Source organism: Parapusillimonas sp. JC17, assembly GCF_052180245.1.
In the GTDB taxonomy this organism is placed as follows: Bacteria; Pseudomonadota; Gammaproteobacteria; order Burkholderiales; family Burkholderiaceae_B; genus Parapusillimonas.
In genome coordinates this window covers 396,152-414,565 of the sequence record NZ_CP197474.1, presented here as the reverse complement: position 1 = coordinate 414,565, position 18,414 = coordinate 396,152, and the positions used below count along the sequence as shown (strand labels likewise).

Below are 18,414 nucleotides of genomic sequence, written 5' to 3'. Positions count from 1 at the left end.
GCCGTGCACGACCTGTACTTCGAGGACATCGTCGAGGGCTACCGGTTCGAAACCGGAGCCCGCAGCATCACGGAAGCCGACATCGTCAACTTTGCGGGCGTGTCGGGCGACTTCCACAAGCTGCACATGGACGCCGAGTATGCCGAAAAGCACACGCCTTACGGAAGGCGGATTGCGCACGGCATGCTGGTCGTTTCCATCACGACCGGCCTGATGGTCCGCAGCGACTTCATGCGCGCCATCGAAACCAGCACTTTGGGCGTGAAGGAAATCCGCTGCGCGTTCAAGAAGCCCGTATTCATAGGCGATACCATCCGGGTTCGCGCCGAAATCATCGGCCGGTCCGAAAGCAAGGCCGGCAACCGCGGAACGATTCAGATGCGAAGAGAGGTGTTGAACCAGAATGACGAAGTGGTCGTAGAGCTAAGCTGGTTCGCCACTTTGCTCAAGCGCTGACTGGTAGCCAAAGTACGACTCGGTCACCGCCCTTCCTTCGGTCAGCAGGAAGTCGACAAAGCTTCTTGCAAGCGGCCGATGCTCGGCGCCTTTCTCGGTAATCACGCACCACTGCGGATGCGGCCAGCCTTGCAGCCGGCAGCTGCTGATGGGCACAATGAGATGGCGCTCTATCTCGACCTTGCAGGCATGCAGCGACACGAAGCCCACTGCCAGGTTCGCTTCGACCATCCGCTTGATCGCGACATTGCTGGAAAACTCCGACTTGAACTGGAACGGCGTCCCGTGGGACTTGAATATTCCTTCGACCACCCTGCGCGTGCTGGCGCCGGTTTCCCGGACGATCAGCCCGGAGTTGACGACTTCCTTCAACGTGAATGAACCGTCGTGAGACAAGGCATGCTGTGGCGAAGCAATGAATGCCATGGGGTGGTCGGCGAACACCTGATAATCGAACTCGTCGTCGACCGTGTCGTCTTCCAGGATGATCATGTCGACGGACCGCTCTCGAAGCAGCTTTACCACCTCGTCCCTTTGGCCGATCCGTAGCTCGATCTTGGCGCTCGGGTCCTGTTCGGAAAAGGCGATCAGCAGCGGCGGCAGAAGGTATTCGACAGTCTGAATCGCCCCGATTCGCAGCGTCTGCTGGGCTTTCGTTCTTAACGCTTCCAGGTCCTGCGAGGCGTCGTGCCATTGGGCAATGATTCTCGACGCATGTTGAGTCAGGATCCGTCCGGCTTCGGTAAGCACGATCCCCCGACCCAGTTTTTCAAACAAAGGCAAACCCGCCGCCTCTTCCAATTGCTTGATCTGCAGTGTCACGGTGGGCTGCGTTACGTGCAGGATCTTTGCTGCCTCGGTCACGCTTCCCGCATTAGCCGTGATGTACAGCGCATTAAGCTGCTTTAGTGTGGCGAATCGCTGCATGATGGGCCTCCGCAACAATAGAAATGGCACATTGCCATCATAAAGAATAATGCCTTGCAACGTATTGTCAGTGCAATACATATTGCACTGATTAATGCACAATGATTTTTTCATTGCAAAATTTGACAGGCTGTGGTTTCATATTCCTATATGGATGCGTGTCCCATATGGGGGATGCGCGAGCATCCGGCGCCACTCAAAACCCTCCAGGAGACTGCAATGAAAATCGGCCTTAAACTCATAGGCTCAATACTCGCCATGTCGGCCGCATTGATATCGGCGCCCAGCGCCGCCAAGGATTGGCCCGAACGTCCCATCCGCGTCATCGTTCCCTTCGCCCCCGGCGGCGGAACCGACATCTTTACCCGCGTCATGGCTCCACGGCTTGCCGACGTACTGGGCCAGCAGATCATCGTCGACAACAAGCCGGGCGGCTCCAGCATCATCGGCACCCAGCAAGTGGCCCAGGCGGCACCCGACGGCTACACGCTGCTCATCGTCGACTCCACCTTCATGATCAATCCCAGCCTGCGCGACAACCTGCCGTACGACTCGGTCAAGGATTTCACCCCCGTCGTACATCTGGCTTCCGGCCCGGTGATCCTGGTTGCCAACCCCAAGGTGCCGGCGAAGTCGCTCAAGGAACTCATCGACCTGGCCAAGAAGGAACCCGGACTGCTCTTCTACGGATCGGGCGGCAATGGCGCTTCCACGCACCTGGCCGGCGAACTCTTCAACATGGTTGCCGATGTGGACATCGAGCACGTGCCGTTCAAAGGCACCGGCGAAGCGCTGACGGCGGTCATGTCCGGACAGGTTCCGCTGACGTTCACCGGCATCAGCTCCGCTCGCGGCCCGGTCGAAGAAGGCCGCTTGCGCGCCCTGGCCGTCACCGGCGAAACGCGCAGCGAAGCCATGCCCGATGTGCCGACCTTCGATCAAGCCGGCCTGGCCAACGTGAACAGCAGCACCCAGTGGGGCGTGTACGGTCCCAAGAATCTTCCTGCGGACGTCGTCGCCAAGCTGAATCATGCGTTCAACGAAGCGCTGAAGGACCCGGCGGTCAAGGAACGCGTCGTGGGCCTGGGCTACGTACTGCGCGGCGGTACGCCCGCCGAATTCGAAGCGCTGACCAAATCCGAACTTGAAAAGTGGAACAAGCTGATTACCGCTGCGAAAATCTCGATCAACTAATCACGGATACTGGACGCGACATGCATTCGACCTTCACTTCACACGACGGCCTGGAAATCGCTTACCACGTCGATGACTTCACCCCGCCGTGGACCAAGGCTGAAACAATACTGCTTTTGCATCCCGCCATGGGAAACTCGACGCGCTGGTTCAGCTGGATGCCGACTTTGCTGCAAAAGTACCGGGTGATCAGAATGGATCTGCGCGGGCACGGCGATTCCGGCATGCCCGCTGAAAGCGACCCTTTCTCGCTCGACCTGCTGGTACAGGACGCCGCCCAGCTGATCGACCTGGCCGGTGAAGGCCGCGTGCATGTGGTGGGCAATTCCGCCGGCGGCTATGTCGCCCAGCAGCTCGCCATACAGCATCCGGAAAAGGTCAAGACGCTGGCTACCTATGCCGCGACACCCGGCCTCAAGCATAGCCACGCCCCCACCTGGATTCCCAAGATCAAAGAGATCGGACTGAAGCCGTTTCTGGCCCAGACCATACACGAGCGCTTCGACGAAACCGCCGACCCCGATCTCGTCAAATGGTTCATCGACCAGACCGGATCCAACGACCCGGCCTTCATTGCCCGCTTCGTGCTGCACATGTGCACGCATGACTTCATGGAAGAGCTGACGCAAATCAAGTGTCCAACGCTCATCGTTGCTGCGGGCAAGGAATCGATCGGACACGCCAATGCCTACGTCGACATGCAGCAACGCATTCCCAATTCTCAGCTTCAATACATCGACACGGCAGCGCATAATATCTGCGACGGCTATCCGCAACGCTGTGTCCAGTACCTGCTGGACTTCCTGAGCAAGGCACAATCATGAGTCAGCACTACGCTTGCATCACTTTCGATTTCGACGCAATGTCGGGGCTGGTGGCGCGCGGCCTGACCACGCCCACCCCGGTTTCCCGGGGAGAATTCGGCGCGGTCGCGCTGCCCCGGATTCTTGAACTGTTGCAGCGCTACGGCATCAAGGCATCGTTTTTCATCCCCGGCGTCGTCATCGGCACCTACCCCAGGGAATGCGAACAGATTCTTGCCGCCGGCCACGAAATCGGCCATCACGGCTGGACACACGTGCCGCCCGCCAACCTGACGCCCGAGCAGGAAGAAGACGGTCTGGTGCGCGGCATCGACATCATCCGCAAGCTCACGGGCGACGCCCCGCGCGGCTATCGCTCTCCATCGTGGGACCTCAGCACGTCCACGGTAGAGCTCTTGCTGCGCCATGGTTTCCTGTACGAGAGCAGCATGATGGGCAACGACCATGAACCGTACCGCGTGCGCCAGGGCGACGTCGTTTCAGTCGACGAACCCATGCAGTTCGGCAAGTCCACTCCTCTTATCGAATTGCCCATCAGCTGGACGCTCGACGACTTCCCGCACTTCGAGTACCTGCGGGTCGGCCAGTCGCTGGCGCCCGGACTGCAGAATGCCTCGGGCGTGCTGGAAAACTGGGTGAACGACTTCGAGTACATGCGCCGGACCTGCGACTGGGGCATCCTGACCTACACCTGTCATCCCTATGTCATCGGACGCGGCCACCGCATGATCATGCTGGAAAAACTGCTGAATTCCCTGCAGGAAAAGAACGCGCAGTTCATTACGCTGGAACAGGCCGCCCGCCTGTACGACGAACGCTCCCCCTTCATACCTGCCTGAGAAAACAACATGCCTTCCAATCAAGAAAACACCGTATCCAGGCCCGGCCGATTGGCGGGCAAAGTCGCGCTCATCATCGGCGCAGGTACCGGCATCGGCGAATGCGCCGCCAAGATGTTCGCCGCCGAAGGCGCGCGGGTTGCGCTGGCGGACATCCAGTTCGATGCCGTGAAATCGGTTGCGCTATCCATCTGTCCCGACTCGGCAAGAGCCAGGGCGTTTGCGGTGGACGTGACCAGCGACGACAGTGTCCGGCAGTTGATGGAAGACGTGGTGGCCGGCTTCGGCGCGCTGCACTGCTTGTTCAACACCGCAGGCGGCTCGCTGCCGCAAGACTCGCTGGTCACCGACGTGCCGCTCGATATCTGGGACAAGACCATGAACCTGGACTTGCGAGGCACCCTGCTGGGCTGCCGCTACGCCATCCCGAAAATCGTGGCATCCGGCGGCGGCAGCGTCGTCAACATGTCGTCGGGCGCGGCGCTGCGCGGATCGGGCAAGGCGCATATCTATTCGGCGGCCAAGGGCGCGATCGTGTCCGTGACACGCAACCTGGCGGGCGCCTATGCCAAGGACGGCGTGCGGGCAAACGCGATCTGCTGCGGCCGCATCAATACACAGCGCATTCGCGACACCTATGGCATACCCGGACAACCGGGCAAGAGCGAAGACTCCATGAAAGTCGACGACACCATCAAGGCCTACCCATATTGGTTCGGCGAACCTGAAGACGTCGCCGGCATCGCCTTGTTCCTGGCATCCGACGAATCCCGCATGATCACCGGCGCATCCATCCCGGCGGACGGCGGCCGGTCGGCATATTGATCCGATTTCATCGTTCAACGCATGACGCCCAATCATCTGCGCCGACAGATCCGCGAGCGCTTCAAGCGCTACTTTACCGTTCTGTACACGCCGTTTCTGCCAAACGGCGAAGTGGACCAGGCGGGTCTTCGGCATAACGTGGAAACCACGCTCCAGCTGCCCGGCGTGGGCGGCTTGTCGGTGCATTCCATCCACCAGGAATTCTGGACGCTCACCCAGCGCGAGCGCTGCCTTGTCACGGAAATCATCCTGGAAACGGTCGATGGCCGCGTGCCCACGATCGTGGGCGTGTCGGACACCAGTGTGCAGAACGTGATCGACCAGGCCCGGCATGCCAGTCAGTGCGGCGCGGACGCCGTCATGATCTGGCCGCCCTACTACGGCCCCAAAACCGCCGACGGCATCCAGAAGTTCTACGAAACCGTCGCATCGAGCATCGACTGCGGCTTCTTCGTGTACAGCACCACGCTGACCGAGCTGGGTTTCTATCTGAACCCGTCCATGGTCAAGGCCCTGCTGCCCATCGATAATCTGGTGGGCGTGCATAACTCCACCATGGATTTCTCGGCGTATGCGTCGATGATGGAAAGCGTGGGCGACACCATTGCCGTCGCGACATCTCTGGAAGAGTATTTCCTGTTCGGCAAGATGGTCTACCCGGACATCGCGCCGGATTTCATGATGGGCTCCTCTCGTCCGCTCTTGGTGCAGAACGCAAAGTATCCGCGCTGCGGCGACTTTGTCGACAGCGCGCTGCAAGGCGACTTGCAGCGCGCCTGCGCAAAGCTGCGCGAGATCGTCTCGATCGCGCAAAAGTTGCAAAGCCGTTATTTCGCCCAAGGCTTCCATCACCTGGCCCTGTCGAAGGCACTTAGCACGCACTTGGGCCTGAAGGGCGGAGACGCCCGTCCGCCCGCCGGCGCGGCCAGCGAAGCGGAGCTGGAAGAATGCCGGCAGGTCATGCGCCAGGCGCGATTGATGACATAACCATTTCCGTTGGAAAGCACCATGCGCTTCGTCCTTGCCCTGTTCAAACACGAAACCAATACGTTCTCGACCCAGCCCACGGTTGTGCAGTCATTCAGCCGTGGATCCATGTACGAAGGCCCCTGTTACGGCGCCGACGCCGTCAAGGCCTGCGCGGGCACCAATAACGCGGTTGCCGCCTACCTGGACCTGGCCCGCGAACTGAATGCCGAAGTGGATTTCGTGATCTGCGCCAACGCCGTGCCGAGCGGCGTCGTGACACGCGAAGCCTTCGACGCCATTGCCCGCCCCATCGTGGAAAGCGCCGCCAAGGGCTGCGATGCCATCATGCTGGACCTGCACGGCGCCATGGTGGCAGACGGCTACCTGGACGCGGAAGGCGAACTGCTGCGCCGGCTGCGTGCCGTGCAGCCCCATACGCCGATCGCCGTTGCGCTGGACTTCCATGCCAACCTGAGCGCGGACTTCATACAGCACGCGGACATCGTCACCGGCTACTGCACCTATCCGCACATTGATGTCTATCAGACCGGTGAACGCGCCGCGAGAACGCTGCTCGCCATGCTGGAGAAACGCGTTGAGCCCACGCTGGTGTGGCGGCGCCTGCCCATGCTGACGCAGATCCTGAACCAGTCTCCATCGCGCCGGCCCATGAAGGACATCATGGATCTGGCCCTCGACGCCGAACGCAGCGGGCGCGTCCTGAATGCATCCGTCTTCGCCGGCTTTCCCTTGGCGGACACCCCGTATACCGGGCTTTCCATCGTTCTCGTCGCCGACAAGGAAAAAGAGGCGGACGCCATCGAGCTGCTGGACGAGCTGGCGGAGATGGCATGGCAGCGCCGTGCCGACTTCATCACCGACTACGAACCCTTTGAGCAGACCTTGGCCAAGGCGGCCCGGCTTCCGGATGGGCCGGTAGTCCTGGCGGACCATGGCGACAACTGCGCGTCGGGAGGCACGACCGATGAAATGAGCGTGCTGCGGGAAATGATGGCGCTGGGCATGACGGATGCCGTTGCCGGCCCTTATTGGGACCCCGCCTCGGTTGAGTCGCTGATCAGTGCCGGCATGGGCGCGCAGTGCACGATAGACCTGGGTGGCAAGACCGACATGCCCGCCATCAACCTGCGCGGCAAGCCATTGCGCCTCACCGGCACCGTCGTCAATATCACGGACGGCAGCTACACCGTGACCGGCCCCATGTTCACCGGCATGCGGATTTCGTTGGGACGCACCGTGGTGCTGGACACCGGCGGCATCCTGATCCTGGTGTCGAAGAAGCCCCAAGAACCTTTCGACACCGGCATCTTCACCCACGCCGGCATCCAGCCCGAAACCAAAAAATACATCCTGATCAAGTCCAAACAGCATTTCCTGGCTGGCTTCGGAAAGCTCGCCAAACACATCGTCATGGTCGCCGGCCCCGGAGTCTGCGGCTCCGACTTTTCGCAGTTCAACTACACGAAGCTCGAACGGCCGATATTCCCGCTGGATGAAGAGGGGTGGGGTCAGACCCCGAATGGGGTCTGACCCCTGCCTCAGCGCCCGAGGAGGTCAAAAAGGGGTCAGACCCAAAGGGTCTGACCCCATCAAAACAAAGGGGACAGACCCTCTTCAGGGTCTTTCCCCGGTGCGCTGTGGGGTCAGACCCCATACGGGGTCTGACCCCTAATCAAACCGGGCGGGCGAGAACGGGTTTGCGTCAAAGCCGGGGTCCGTCCCGGTCATCAGGTCCGCCATCAGGCGGCCGGTCACGGGTCCCAGGGTGAAACCGTGGTGGCAATGTCCGAAAGCCATCCACAGGCCGGCATGGCGGGCGGCGGGCCCGATGACGGGGCGCATGTCGGGCAGGCAGGGCCTGGAACCCATCCATGGGTCGGATTCCACGGCCGGCCCCAAAGGAAGCAGTTGCCTGGCCATGGCGGTCGCGCGTTCGAGCTGAACGGGCGTTGGGGATGCATCGCGATGCGCGAACTCCACGCCCGTGGTCAGCCTGACGCCTTGCACCATGGGCGACAGCACATAGCCGTGTTCGACGTCGACGACGGGGTGTTCCAGGACCGCGCCGTCCGACAAGGAGAAATGCCGGTGATAGCCGCGCTTCACGGCCAGCGGGATACGGTATCCCAATGGGCGCAGCAAGCCGCAGGACCATGGGCCAAGGGCGATCACCGCGTCGGGGGCGTGAATGGCACCTCCGTCCGTGCGCACGGCCCAGGCGCTCCCGTCCTGGCTCAGGGTCGCGGCATCCCCAAAAAGAAATTCTCCGCCCCTGTCACGATACAGGTTCGCATAGGCTTGCGTCACGGCGCCCGGATCGCTGACCGTCACCGGATCCTGCCAGTGAACGGCCCCTGCCAGCACACGGCCGAGCGACGGCTCTTCCTTGTGCAGCGCTTCGGCATCCAGCACGCGGTGCCGCAAGCCGTAAGGCGCCAGGTTCTCGGCTTCGGCAATCGCGCGCTGGAAAGACTTTTCATCGCGCATGCATTCGATCCAGCCAGTGCGCCGGAAATAGCGGTGAGCACCGGAGGCATCGGCCAGGGCGTCATGCTCCAGCACGCTGCGCTCCATCAGCGGGAGCATTTGCGTTGCGATCGCAGCGACGCGGCGTGGAGAGGAATCCCGCCAATAACGGGCGAGCCATCGCGCCACGCGCGGCAGCTGCCGCAGGTGATAGCGTACTTCGGTGCGCCGGTTGAAGGCATAGGGCAGCAGCAGGCTCAAGTCGCGCGGAAACGGATAGGGAATGACGCTGGACCGCTCGATCAGGCCCGCGTTGCCATAGCTGGTTTCCCGGCCCGGCGGCTTGCGGTCTATGAGCGCCACCTTGCGCCCCCGCGCCTGCAAATGCAGCGCGATGCTCACGCCCACGATGCCGGCGCCCAGCACTAATACGTCCGCTTTCATGTCAGGGTTCCGCCTGCAGGCGCCACTTCGTCTGCACGCCGCCCGATTCGGAGGGCTCCAGGAGCGGGATGGCCGATAACAAGCGCCGTGTATAGGGATGGCGCGGCTCGTCGAAGATCGTATCGCGCGCGCCCTCCTCGACGATCCTGCCCGTCTGCATCACGATGACGCGGTCGGCGACCTGCTCCACCACGGCCAGATCATGGCTGATGAAAAGGCAGGAAAAGCCATAGTGACTCTGCAAGTCGGCGAACAGCTTGAGGACCTGGGCGCGGACGGTGACGTCCAGCGCGGACACGGGCTCATCGGCGATGACGAATTTCGGCCGCCGGGCGATCGCCCTGGCAATGGCGATGCGCTGCCGCTGACCGCCCGACAAGGCATGCGGATAACGCTCCGCGTACTGTCCTGCGGGCAGGCCGACCTCGTCCAGGACTTCGTCTATGCGGCGCTGCCTGGCGGCCTCGTCAAGACGGGTCTCGGTGCGCAAAGACTCTTCGAGCAGCGTGCGCACCGTCATGCGCGGGTCCAGCGATGAATACGGGTCCTGGAACACCATCTGGCAATGATGCCGGTAGTGGCTCCAGTTTTCGTTGGAGCGGCTCACCGGCTGGCCGTCAAAGCGCAGCTGCCCGCTCGTGGGCTTGAGCAATCCGGAAATCACGCGGCCCAGGGTGGTCTTGCCGGATCCGGATCCCCCCACCAGCGCCACCACTTCATTGGGATAGATATCCAGGTCGATGCCTTGCAGCGCGCGCATGCCGCGGTCCTTGCGCAGCCAGCCTGGCCGGCCATAGTCGACGATGATGTCCTTGACCTGCACCACGGGCGTGACCGCGCGGTCGACGTGCCGGGCCTCGCCGCGCACGGGCAGGGAGGAAAGCAGCTTGCGCGTGTAGGGATGCCGGGGGCGGGCGATGATGTCCGCTGTTTCCCCCTGCTCGACCACACGGCCATGCTCCATCACGATGATCCGGTTCGTATAGCGCGCCACCATGGGAAGATCATGGCTGATCATCAGGACCGACGTCTGATGTTCGCGGGTGAGCTCCACCATCAGTTCGAGCACGTCGCGCTGCACGATGGCATCGAGCGCCGTGGTGGGTTCATCGGCGATCAGCAATGCGGGCTTGACCAGCATGACGGCCGCCAGCATGATGCGTTGGCGCATGCCGCCGGAGAAGTGATGCGGATAGGCGGTCAGGGCCTTTTCCGGGTCCTGGATGCCGACGCGCTCCAGCATGCGCAAGATCAATTCGCGCCGCTGGGCGGCAGAGTGCTTGCCATGCAGGGCCAGGCCTTCATCCAGCTGCCTGCCGATGAGCATGGACGGATTCAAGGACGTCATCGGTTCCTGGAACACCATGCCGATGCGGCCGCCCCGCAGCTTCAGCAGCGCCTTGCGCGGCATGGTCGTGATTTCCTGTCCTTCGAACTGGATCGACCCGGCCGTACGCTGGATGGCGGGCGGCTCCAGCCGCATGATGGCCCGCGCCGTCAGGCTTTTGCCGGAACCCGACTCGCCCACGATGCCGACGATGTCGCCACGGCCCACGCTGAAGCTTACGTCGTCCACGACGCAAGCCGGGTCGCGCGTCGTCTCCAGCCGCAAGTTGCTGACATTCAAGAGAGGTTCGGAGTTCATCATTTTCCTTTGGACTGCGGATCCAGCTTGTCCTGCAAGGCATCGCCCACCAGGTTCACGCCAAGCAGGGTCACCGAAATGCACAGGCCCGGAAAGATGCCCAGCCACGCCGCCTGCACCATGAACGGCCGGCTGCCGGCCAGCATGTTCCCCCAGGTGGGGCCGGGCGGCGGCACGCCCAGGCCAAGAAAGCTCAACGAGCTTTCCGCCAGCAGCACCCAGCCGAACATCGACGTGGCCAGGACCATCATCGGCCCGAAGCAATTGGGAAGAATGTGGCGGAACAGAATGAATGCCTCCGAATTGCCCATCAGGCGCGAAGCCTGGACGAACTCACGCTCGCGCAGCGGCAGCACCGTGCCCCGCACCAGGCGCAGTACCGAAGGCATGTAGGCAATGCCCAGCGCGACGACGATGCCGTACTGGTTGGCACCGACGACGGCCAGCAGGCCCAGCGCCAGCAAGATGCCCGGGAAAGCGAGCAGCGCGTCGGTCAGGCACATCAGGATGCGGTCGATCCAGCCGCGCAGATAACCGGCGATCAGGCCCAGCAAAGTGCCGACCGACATGGCGATCAGCACCGTCAGAAAGCTGATGCCCACGCTGGTGGTCGCCCCATAGAGGATGCGGCTGAGCGTGTCGCGCCCGAACTCGTCCGTGCCCAGCCAGTGCGCGGCACTGGGCGCGCTCAGGCGATGCGCGAAATTGGGAGCCAGCGGATCGTAAGGCGTCCAGAAGGCGCCGATGAGCGCCGCGGCCAGGATGAGTCCGCACAGCAGACTGCCCAGCCATAGATTGGTGGCCAACTTCTTTTTCATGCAACAGTCACCCGCGGATCGAAAATGGGATAGCACAGGTCCACCAGCAGATTGACCAGCACATAGATCAAGGCAATGAACAGCAGGCATCCCTGGATGACGGGATAATCGCGCGCGAAGATCGCATCTACCAGCAGCCTGCCCAGCCCGGGTATGGTGAACACCGTCTCGACGACCGCTATGCCGCCCAGCAGATTGCCGAGCACCAGCCCGATCAAGGTCCAAGTGGGGCCGAAGGCGTTCTTGAACGTGTGCCGCCACAGCACCGCCGGCTCGGAAAGCCCTTTCGCCCGGGCGTGCGTCACGTAGTCCAGCCGCAAGACGTCCAGCGTGGACGCCCGCGCCATCCGGAGTATCACGCCTGTTTCATGGAGAAAGAGCGTCATGATGGGCATGACCAGATACATGATGCCGCTGCGCCAGTCTTCCGACAGGGACACATACCCCACCACCGGCAGCCAGCCCATCTTCAACCCGAAGAAGAGAAGAAACAGCAGGCCCAGCCAGAAGGTCGGCACCGAAAGCAGCAGCGTGGCGGCGCTCACGAAGGCCGTATCGATCAGCTTGTCCTGGCGCCAGGCCGCGATGATGCCGCCCGGCACGGCGACCAGGCTTGCGAACAGCACCGCAACCAGCACGATGGGAGCGCTGACGGCGAAGCGTTCCAGCACGAGCGCCAGCACCGGCTGCCCGGAGGCGATCGACACGCCCAGGTCGCCTTGCAGCACGTGGCCGAACCAGATCAGCATCTGCTCCAGCAGACCGCGATCCAGGCCCAGGTGCGCGCGCAAGTCCGCCAGGCTTGCCGGGTCGGCCATGTCGCCCAGCATGAGGGCGGCCGGATCGCCGGGTATCAGGCGGATGAGCATGAAAACCACGACGGCCACTATGAGCAGCGTGGGCAAAGCCATGGCCACCCGAGTGGCCAGGAAGCGCAACATCATGATGGTCGTCCGGGTTTAGATCTGAAGGGTGAAGCGCTGGAACACCGGCCTCACGGCCGGCAGGACGGCGACTTCCATGATGCCTTCGGCCGGCCGCATGAGGATGGTGGCGGCGGTTGCGCTCAGGTGGTCGCCGCTTGAGGATGCCTGCGGCGGACGGCACACCGCGTAGGGGTAGCCGAAACTGTCCAGAAACGCCTGGCGAAACTCCTCGAAGCCGACCTTTTCGCCGGCCTGCGTCAGATGGCGCAGCACGCGCCTGCCCCGGTAGACGGAGTCCGGGCTGGGCAGGGATTCGCGCAGCTTGAGCAAGGCCACCTGGCTTTCCCAGTGATTGGCATGCACCAGCAAGCCGTCTTCGGGGTGCAGGAGAAAGCTTTCATCCGGCGCGCATTCGATGTCCAGCGCCTCGCCATCGCGATGGCTCAGCATCATGTTGTTCGCCACCGCCTTGGGGCTGCGATAGACGGCGCGGATGGCGTGAGCGTAGTGCGGCGTCTCCAGCGCCTTGCGGCGTATGAAGGGAATGGGAACGCCGTTGCGCATGGCTGCCCGGTCGGACTCCAGGTTGTTGCCCGTGATGGCAATGCCCGCGGCATTGAAGCCCGAACGCGCCAGTTGTCCCGCCTCGGTGAAGACCAGCATGTCCGGCCCTTTTTCCTGGCGGATCTTCATCACGATGCAAGTGTCGGCGCATTCGACCCGCCAGTCCCAGTTCTGCCCGTGCATCAGGACGCCATCGGCGCTTCTCTCGGGCAGCACGACGGCGGCGGTGCAGCCGTCGGGAGCCAGGTTGTCCGGCTGCATCCTGGCGTGCATGAGGAGTTCCCGGCGCGCATTGATGGCGACCACATGCTCGAAGGGAATGCCGGCGCCTTCCGCGATACCGCGCATTTCATCGACGTAGCTCGTGTCGAAGGCGTCGATGGCCGGCAGGAAAGCCGTGGTAAGGTCCCGCAGCCTGGCGTCGTCTATGCCGCGGCGCGCCACCAGGCCGACGTAGAAATCCGCCGCCTGGCGTATCCGGTCGACGGCCTGCTCGCCGTGCTGCCGGCCGCGTTCGCGGGGCGAACCGGCAATCTCGATGTAGGGTAGAACAGAGGGGTTATGCATAAGAATTCGAATAGGTGAGATTAAGCAGCAGCCGGGCTTATTTCTTTTCTACCTGCCACAAGCGCGCCGCCGAGCCGGTCCAGCTCTTGTAGCCTTGCACTTTGTTGGACGAGGCGTCGATCGTGATGCCGTTGTACAGCATGATCATCGGCACTTCGTTCAGGAACGCTTTGTGCAGTTGCTCGAACAGCGGCTGCCGGATGGCGGGATCATTGGTGGCGAGCGCCGCGTCGAGCAGCTTCTGCGCATCGGGGCTGTCCCATACTTTGCGCGTCTGGACCGACTTGTCGCCCATGAAGTGCTCGTACAGCAGCGCTTCATCGAAGCGCGGCGAGTACGAGAACGCCATCATCTGGAACTTGCCCGCGTTGTAGCGGTCCAGCTGCGTCGCCCAGTCCAGGACCTCCAGCTTCACGTTCATGCCGGCCTGCTGCAGCATGGCTTGCGCAAGAATCGCGCTGTCGTACATCGCGGGATAGTCCTTGTTGGTGTTCAAGGTGATCTGCTGGCCACGGTAGCCCGCCTCGCGCAGCAGACGCTTGGCTTCCTCGACGTCGTATTTCCAGCGCGCTCTCATCGCGGGCGTGGAATAGGGCGAGGCTTCGGGAATGATGGAGTTGTTCGGCTTGCCCAGGCCGCTGGTCACCATGCTCACCAGCGCGTCGCTGTCGATGGCGGCCGCGATCGCGCGGCGCAGCGGAGCCGTCAGCAGCGGGTCGGCAGTCTGGATCAGGATGGCGTTGCGGCGCGCCGTGAAGCTATGTGAAATATTGATGTTCGGCTGCGCCTTCAGCTCGGCATAGTCGGAGCTGCTGATGTCCGGAATCAAGTCGATGTCGCCGCGCAGCAAGGCGGCCTTGGCGGCCGACGCGTCGGGCACCACGATGAATCTTACGTGTTCGACCAGTGGCTGCTTGTTGCCCGTATAGCCGTCCACCTCGCCGCCGCGATTGGCGTAGCCATCGAAACGCAGCAGTTCGATCGACGTGCCGCGGCGCCAGGTCCCCAGCTTGAACGGGCCAGTGCCGATGGGACTCTTCCAGCTTCCGTCGGGATTCACCGAGTCCTTGTGCAGAATGCCCGTCATGCCGCAATCCGGCCGTGCCAGCGAGCTCAGGAACAGGGGATTGGGACGGTCCAGCTTCATGGTGACCGTCAAGGGGTCGGATGCCGACACGTCCACTACCTTCGGCCCCTGGCGGCCGTCGAATTCCGCCCGGCAGCGCCAGTTCGTCTTGGGATCCATATAGTGCGACCAGGTCCAAAGCACGTCGGCCGAGGTCAATGCCTCGCCATTATGGAAGGACACTTTATCGCGCAGCTTGAACACGTAGCTCAGGCCGTCGGCCGATTGCTCCACGCTTTCGGCGAGCAAGGGCTTGACCTGGCCGCGCTCGTCGTAGGCAACCAAGCCTTCGACCAGGTGCATCACGATCATGTCGGCGGCGCTATCGCGATTGACGCCGGGGTGCGAACTGCGCCAATCGGCGGCAACCTGCACGTTCAAGGCCTGGGCCGTCGCGCAGACCAGAAGCGAGCCCGTGAGCACGAGCGAGGAAAGCATGTGTTTACGCATGGAAAGTCTCCGTTATCTTTTATGGCGTAGCGCACGCACCCGCGAACGGGCGCGCACGCCGTTGATCAAAGGACGCGGGCCCGGCGCATTGCCAAGTTGTCCGCAAAAAATGTCCGAATGCGGTCGATGCAGTCTTCCCAGCAATGGGACACGCCCGGCACAAGGTCGAACCGTACTTTCACACCGGCGGATTCGAACGAGCGGCGCAGAGAATCAAGACGCTCCGGCCGCGTCCTGCCCGGATCGTTGGCGCCTTCCATCCAGTGCCGGCCCCCCGGGGCATGACTGATTTCCCAGGTTTCCTGGTCCGCGTCGCCCACGATCATCTGGACCGGAACGCGCGACAAGGCATCCATGTCGAGTTCGATGCCGAAGCGCTGAGGCACGTCGCGCACACCCACCCACCAGTCCCTGTCGGGATCCAGCAGGGTGACGGAGCCGGGCGCACCCACCGATGCCGCCCAGACTCGTGAAGGATGCAGGATGGTGAAGCGGTGAGTGAAATGGCCGCCGCCCGAAAAGCCGAACAGGCCGAAATCCTGGAAGTTGAAACCGTAGCGCTCATTGATCTGCTCGACCATCGAGAGCACGACCAGGTCGTAGCGCACGTCGCCTTCCTGCATGTATTTGTAGCCGTCGCGGTTGTCGTCGCGCTGCACGCCGACCGGAAAAAGAGGACACAGGATAACGCAATTGTTCCAGCGCCCGAATTCGCTGAAGGCGTCCCGGTATTCCGTAAACGTACGGCCGGTGCCGTGCACGGCCACGACCAGCTCTGGCGGATGAGCCGAAGTATGGACGTTGGGCGGAATATACAGGCAGAAACTGAATCGGGGATCGGCGTGGCAAGAGAAGACCGTGGTCTTGCCGAAGTCGTACATCGCGACGCCGCGCGATGCGGGCGCCAGGGTTGAAATCACATCCATTTAAGTACTCCGCACATTTATGCGCAAATCTTATCACACAAATTTGCGGCCATGCAAGATACAATGAGACGTGTTCTTGCGTATGGTGCGAGACGTGATGGAGGGATGCCGTATGGCCAAAGTTCGAGGAAAAGTGCCACGCATGCTGGGAGATGAGATCGCAGCGGAGATCCGCAATGGCGGTTTCCGGCCCGGCGAGTGGATACGCCTTGGCGACATCGAAGAGCGTTTCCAGGCCACCCGCTTCGATGCGCGGCGGGCCTTGTCGGAACTCGTGCTCAGACAAATACTGGAACATGCGCCCAATCGCGGCTACCGTGTCTATGCGCCCGACCCGGAAACCATACGCCACGTGCGGGAAGCCCGAGCGTTATTGGAATCCGAGGCCATCCGCAGCGTTGCCCGGAATATCGACGAGGAAAACCTGGCCGCATTGCGCGCCCTGGCAAATGAATTCCGCCAGGCGGCCGACCATGGCACCCGTAGCGAACAGAATGACATCAACAACCAATTCCACCAGATGCTCTACGCCTGTGCGGGCAACCCCGTGATCCAGGGCCTCATCGAAGACCTGCGCCAGCGCCTGGGCGGTTCATCGCACACCGTCTGGCAATCGCGCGACGCCCTGCTGCAAAGCGCGCTGGACCATGCGGACATCGTCAAGGCGCTTGAAGCGCACGACGCCGAGCTGGCGGTACGCCTGGTCCAGCGCCACATCAATCGCGAAAGCGAATAGGTTGAGGGGTCAGACCCCGTACGGGGTCTGACCCCACAGAATGCTGACAAACCCTCGCGCAACGCGTCGAGCTTGTTCATAATGTGGGGATGCTAAGAGATCCCCCCGCTTATCAGCACGAACTTGAGATGGTGACGCTGGAATCTTTGGTTCCCGCCGATCACTTGGTGCGCAAGATCGACGCTGCCATAGATCTGAGCTTTATTCGCGCCAAGGTGGCGCACCTCTATTGCGCCGACAACGGCCGCCCGGCCATTGATCCGGTGCTGCTGTTCAAGTTGCTATTACTGGGCTACTTGTTTGGCATTCGAAGCGAGCGCCAGTCGGTCCGTGACGTTCAAGTCAATGTGGCTTACCGCTGGTTCCTCGGGCTGCGCTTGACCGATAAGGTGCCCGACGCCTCCACGATCAGCCAGAACCGGCGCCGCCGTTTTGCAGACAGCCAGATTTACCAAGAGATTTTTGATGAGATAGTGCTGCAGGCGATCAGGCGCGGCATGGTCCAGGGCAAGGTACTGTATACGGACAGCACGCATTTGAAGGCCAGTGCCAACAAGAACAAGGCCGAGCAGGGCCAGGTGGCTGTGCCCGCGCAGGCCTACCTGCAGGAGCTGGATGCGGCCGTAGATGCCGACCGCCTAGCGCACGGCAAGCCGGCCTTAAAGCGCACGGACAAGGACGATGAGCCCCCGCCCACGCGCCCGGCCAAGGTCAGCCGCACCGACCCGGACAGCGGCTACATGGCGCGCGAGGGTAAGCCCAAAGGGTTCTTTTATCTGGATCACCGCACGGTCGATGCCAAGCATGCCATCATCACCGACACACACGTCACGCCGGGCAACGTCAATGACAGCGTGCCGTACCTGGCGCGGCTGGATCGTCAGCGCGAGCGCTTTAATTTGAACCCTTATGCGGTCGGCCTGGATGCGGGCTACTTCACCGCCGCGGTGTGCAAGGGCCTTGAGGATCGCCTGATTGCCGGCGTCATGGGGTACCGTCGTTCCGCCCAGAGAGCGGGTTATTTTAAGAAACACGAATATCAATACGATGCGCAAACGGACACTTATGTCTGCCCGAACAATCAAACACTGACCTATAGCACGACTAACCGAGAGGGTTACCGCGAATACCGCTCCGATCGCACCCAGTGCGCCAGTTGCCCGGTTCGAGCCCGATGCACACAAAGCGCGACGGGGGTCAAAGTGGTGATGCGCCACCTCTGGGAGGAGGCCAAAGAGCGGGTCAAGGCCCGGCGGCTGACGCCAGCTGGTAAGCGCATCTATGCCAGGCGCCAGGAGACGGTCGAGCGCAGCTTTGCCGATGCCAAGCAACTGCATGGCCATCGCTACGCGCGCCTGCGTGGTCTACAGAAAGTGATGGAGCAGTGTCTGTTGGCCGCTGCGGCCCAGAATATGAAGAAGATCGCGCTGCTGCTGGCGCGGCTTTTAGCGCCTCTTGAGGCCTTGATAGGGCCAAGTCTGGCCTTGCTCGCGGCTCAAGCCGTCGTTATGTACGTGTGGCCCGCAAACTCTTCAAATCGGCTGAGATTGGCCTGAACCACGAGCCGATAAACCCCTTAACTAAAAAACAGGGGGTTTATCAGCGCTCTGAGGGGTCAGACCCCGTACGGGGTCTGACCCCAGTTACCAAGCGGCCGCGCTTCCGCGAACGCAGCAAGCTGGTGCAGACCT

The 18,414-nt window shown here is 62.2% G+C and carries 17 protein-coding genes; 9 read left to right on the top strand and 8 right to left on the bottom strand.

Annotated features, from left to right (window positions below; all coding sequences use genetic code 11):
• Positions 1 to 3 precede the first annotated feature (3 nt).
• The gene (locus ACSBPU_RS01970) at positions 4 to 456 is read left to right on the top strand and encodes a MaoC/PaaZ C-terminal domain-containing protein (RefSeq protein WP_442595106.1); all 453 of its coding nucleotides are present in this window, start codon (positions 4 to 6) and stop codon (positions 454 to 456) included.
• Here ACSBPU_RS01970 and ACSBPU_RS01965 read toward each other — a convergent pair.
• Positions 424 to 1,383: a LysR substrate-binding domain-containing protein gene (locus ACSBPU_RS01965; protein ID WP_180070388.1), complete on the bottom strand. Its 960-nt coding sequence runs from the start codon at positions 1,381 to 1,383 to the stop codon at positions 424 to 426. The two genes, ACSBPU_RS01970 and ACSBPU_RS01965, sit on opposite strands and share 33 nt — an antisense overlap.
• A 219-nt stretch (positions 1,384 to 1,602) precedes the next feature.
• Between ACSBPU_RS01965 and ACSBPU_RS01960 the strand changes: the two genes are divergently transcribed.
• Genes ACSBPU_RS01960 through ACSBPU_RS01935 form a run of 6 tightly spaced genes read left to right on the top strand, consistent with a single transcriptional unit; the run spans position 1,603 to position 7,585 of the window.
• Positions 1,603 to 2,577 carry a Bug family tripartite tricarboxylate transporter substrate binding protein gene (locus ACSBPU_RS01960; protein WP_442595104.1) on the top strand — a complete coding sequence of 325 codons (975 nt, stop codon included), beginning with the start codon at positions 1,603 to 1,605 and terminating at the stop codon, positions 2,575 to 2,577.
• Between the two features lie 20 nt (positions 2,578 to 2,597).
• Positions 2,598 to 3,401, top strand: a complete 804-nt coding sequence (locus ACSBPU_RS01955) for an alpha/beta fold hydrolase (protein ID WP_180070390.1) — start codon at positions 2,598 to 2,600, stop codon at positions 3,399 to 3,401.
• Positions 3,398 to 4,240 carry a polysaccharide deacetylase family protein gene (locus tag ACSBPU_RS01950; protein WP_180070392.1) on the top strand — a complete coding sequence of 281 codons (843 nt, stop codon included), beginning with the start codon at positions 3,398 to 3,400 and terminating at the stop codon, positions 4,238 to 4,240. Before ACSBPU_RS01955 ends, ACSBPU_RS01950 begins: the two co-directional genes overlap by 4 nt.
• A 9-nt stretch (positions 4,241 to 4,249) precedes the next feature.
• Positions 4,250 to 5,065 carry an SDR family NAD(P)-dependent oxidoreductase gene (locus ACSBPU_RS01945; RefSeq protein ID WP_442595101.1) on the top strand — a complete coding sequence of 272 codons (816 nt, stop codon included), beginning with the start codon at positions 4,250 to 4,252 and terminating at the stop codon, positions 5,063 to 5,065.
• A 21-nt stretch (positions 5,066 to 5,086) separates the two neighbouring features.
• On the top strand, positions 5,087 to 6,052 hold the full coding sequence (locus ACSBPU_RS01940; RefSeq protein WP_442595099.1) for a dihydrodipicolinate synthase family protein: 966 nt from the start codon (positions 5,087 to 5,089) through the stop codon (positions 6,050 to 6,052).
• Between the two features lie 21 nt (positions 6,053 to 6,073).
• Positions 6,074 to 7,585 carry a M81 family metallopeptidase gene (locus ACSBPU_RS01935; protein WP_442595097.1) on the top strand — a complete coding sequence of 504 codons (1,512 nt, stop codon included), beginning with the start codon at positions 6,074 to 6,076 and terminating at the stop codon, positions 7,583 to 7,585.
• Positions 7,586 to 7,723: 138 nt separating this feature from the next.
• Here the strand turns inward: ACSBPU_RS01935 and ACSBPU_RS01930 are convergent, their stop codons facing one another.
• From ACSBPU_RS01930 to ACSBPU_RS01900, 7 genes are all read right to left on the bottom strand, one after another.
• A complete protein-coding gene (locus ACSBPU_RS01930) occupies positions 7,724 to 8,965 on the bottom strand; it encodes an NAD(P)/FAD-dependent oxidoreductase (RefSeq protein WP_442595095.1) in 1,242 nt (413 codons plus the stop codon).
• A gap of 1 nt (position 8,966) precedes the next feature.
• Positions 8,967 to 10,610: a dipeptide ABC transporter ATP-binding protein gene (locus ACSBPU_RS01925; RefSeq protein ID WP_442598508.1), complete on the bottom strand. Its 1,644-nt coding sequence runs from the start codon at positions 10,608 to 10,610 to the stop codon at positions 8,967 to 8,969.
• Positions 10,610 to 11,428: an ABC transporter permease subunit gene (locus tag ACSBPU_RS01920; protein ID WP_180070424.1), complete on the bottom strand. Its 819-nt coding sequence runs from the start codon at positions 11,426 to 11,428 to the stop codon at positions 10,610 to 10,612. The genes ACSBPU_RS01925 and ACSBPU_RS01920 overlap by 1 nt, the downstream gene beginning before the upstream one ends.
• Positions 11,425 to 12,369, bottom strand: coding sequence for an ABC transporter permease subunit (locus ACSBPU_RS01915; RefSeq protein ID WP_180070498.1), 945 nt, complete (start codon positions 12,367 to 12,369; stop codon positions 11,425 to 11,427). Before ACSBPU_RS01915 ends, ACSBPU_RS01920 begins: the two co-directional genes overlap by 4 nt.
• Before the next feature lie 18 nt (positions 12,370 to 12,387).
• Positions 12,388 to 13,485, bottom strand: coding sequence for a C45 family autoproteolytic acyltransferase/hydolase (locus ACSBPU_RS01910; RefSeq protein ID WP_442595093.1), 1,098 nt, complete (start codon positions 13,483 to 13,485; stop codon positions 12,388 to 12,390).
• A 37-nt stretch (positions 13,486 to 13,522) separates the two neighbouring features.
• Complete coding sequence (locus tag ACSBPU_RS01905; protein ID WP_442595091.1) at positions 13,523 to 15,061, bottom strand: ABC transporter substrate-binding protein; 1,539 nt, start codon at positions 15,059 to 15,061, stop codon at positions 13,523 to 13,525.
• 65 nt (positions 15,062 to 15,126) lie between these two features.
• Positions 15,127 to 15,987, bottom strand: a complete 861-nt coding sequence (locus ACSBPU_RS01900; protein ID WP_442595089.1) for an alpha/beta hydrolase — start codon at positions 15,985 to 15,987, stop codon at positions 15,127 to 15,129.
• 112 nt (positions 15,988 to 16,099) lie between these two features.
• Between ACSBPU_RS01900 and ACSBPU_RS01895 the strand changes: the two genes are divergently transcribed.
• On the top strand, positions 16,100 to 16,723 hold the full coding sequence (locus tag ACSBPU_RS01895; RefSeq protein WP_442595087.1) for a GntR family transcriptional regulator: 624 nt from the start codon (positions 16,100 to 16,102) through the stop codon (positions 16,721 to 16,723).
• Positions 16,724 to 16,812: 89 nt separating this feature from the next.
• Positions 16,813 to 18,279 (top strand): IS1182 family transposase, encoded by a 1,467-nt coding sequence (locus ACSBPU_RS01890; RefSeq protein WP_442595085.1) that lies wholly within the window; start codon positions 16,813 to 16,815, stop codon positions 18,277 to 18,279.
• Positions 18,280 to 18,414 lie beyond the last annotated feature (135 nt).

Excerpts from the sequence above, each read along its gene's own strand:
- ACSBPU_RS01965 (WP_180070388.1), bottom strand. The coding sequence starts at position 1,383 with ATGCAGCGATTCGCCACACTAAAGCAGCTTAATGCGCTGTACATCACG.
- ACSBPU_RS01960 (WP_442595104.1), top strand. The coding sequence starts at position 1,603 with ATGAAAATCGGCCTTAAACTCATAGGCTCAATACTCGCCATGTCGGCC.
- ACSBPU_RS01955 (WP_180070390.1), top strand. The coding sequence starts at position 2,598 with ATGCATTCGACCTTCACTTCACACGACGGCCTGGAAATCGCTTACCAC.
- ACSBPU_RS01950 (WP_180070392.1), top strand. The coding sequence starts at position 3,398 with ATGAGTCAGCACTACGCTTGCATCACTTTCGATTTCGACGCAATGTCG.
- ACSBPU_RS01945 (WP_442595101.1), top strand. The coding sequence starts at position 4,250 with ATGCCTTCCAATCAAGAAAACACCGTATCCAGGCCCGGCCGATTGGCG.
- ACSBPU_RS01940 (WP_442595099.1), top strand. The coding sequence starts at position 5,087 with ATGACGCCCAATCATCTGCGCCGACAGATCCGCGAGCGCTTCAAGCGC.
- ACSBPU_RS01935 (WP_442595097.1), top strand. The coding sequence starts at position 6,074 with ATGCGCTTCGTCCTTGCCCTGTTCAAACACGAAACCAATACGTTCTCG.
- ACSBPU_RS01930 (WP_442595095.1), bottom strand. The coding sequence starts at position 8,965 with ATGAAAGCGGACGTATTAGTGCTGGGCGCCGGCATCGTGGGCGTGAGC.
- ACSBPU_RS01925 (WP_442598508.1), bottom strand. The coding sequence starts at position 10,610 with ATGAACTCCGAACCTCTCTTGAATGTCAGCAACTTGCGGCTGGAGACG.
- ACSBPU_RS01920 (WP_180070424.1), bottom strand. The coding sequence starts at position 11,428 with ATGAAAAAGAAGTTGGCCACCAATCTATGGCTGGGCAGTCTGCTGTGC.
- ACSBPU_RS01915 (WP_180070498.1), bottom strand. The coding sequence starts at position 12,369 with ATGTTGCGCTTCCTGGCCACTCGGGTGGCCATGGCTTTGCCCACGCTG.
- ACSBPU_RS01910 (WP_442595093.1), bottom strand. The coding sequence starts at position 13,485 with ATGCATAACCCCTCTGTTCTACCCTACATCGAGATTGCCGGTTCGCCC.
- ACSBPU_RS01905 (WP_442595091.1), bottom strand. The coding sequence starts at position 15,061 with ATGCGTAAACACATGCTTTCCTCGCTCGTGCTCACGGGCTCGCTTCTG.
- ACSBPU_RS01900 (WP_442595089.1), bottom strand. The coding sequence starts at position 15,987 with ATGGATGTGATTTCAACCCTGGCGCCCGCATCGCGCGGCGTCGCGATG.
- ACSBPU_RS01895 (WP_442595087.1), top strand. The coding sequence starts at position 16,100 with ATGGCCAAAGTTCGAGGAAAAGTGCCACGCATGCTGGGAGATGAGATC.
- ACSBPU_RS01890 (WP_442595085.1), top strand. The coding sequence starts at position 16,813 with ATGCTAAGAGATCCCCCCGCTTATCAGCACGAACTTGAGATGGTGACG.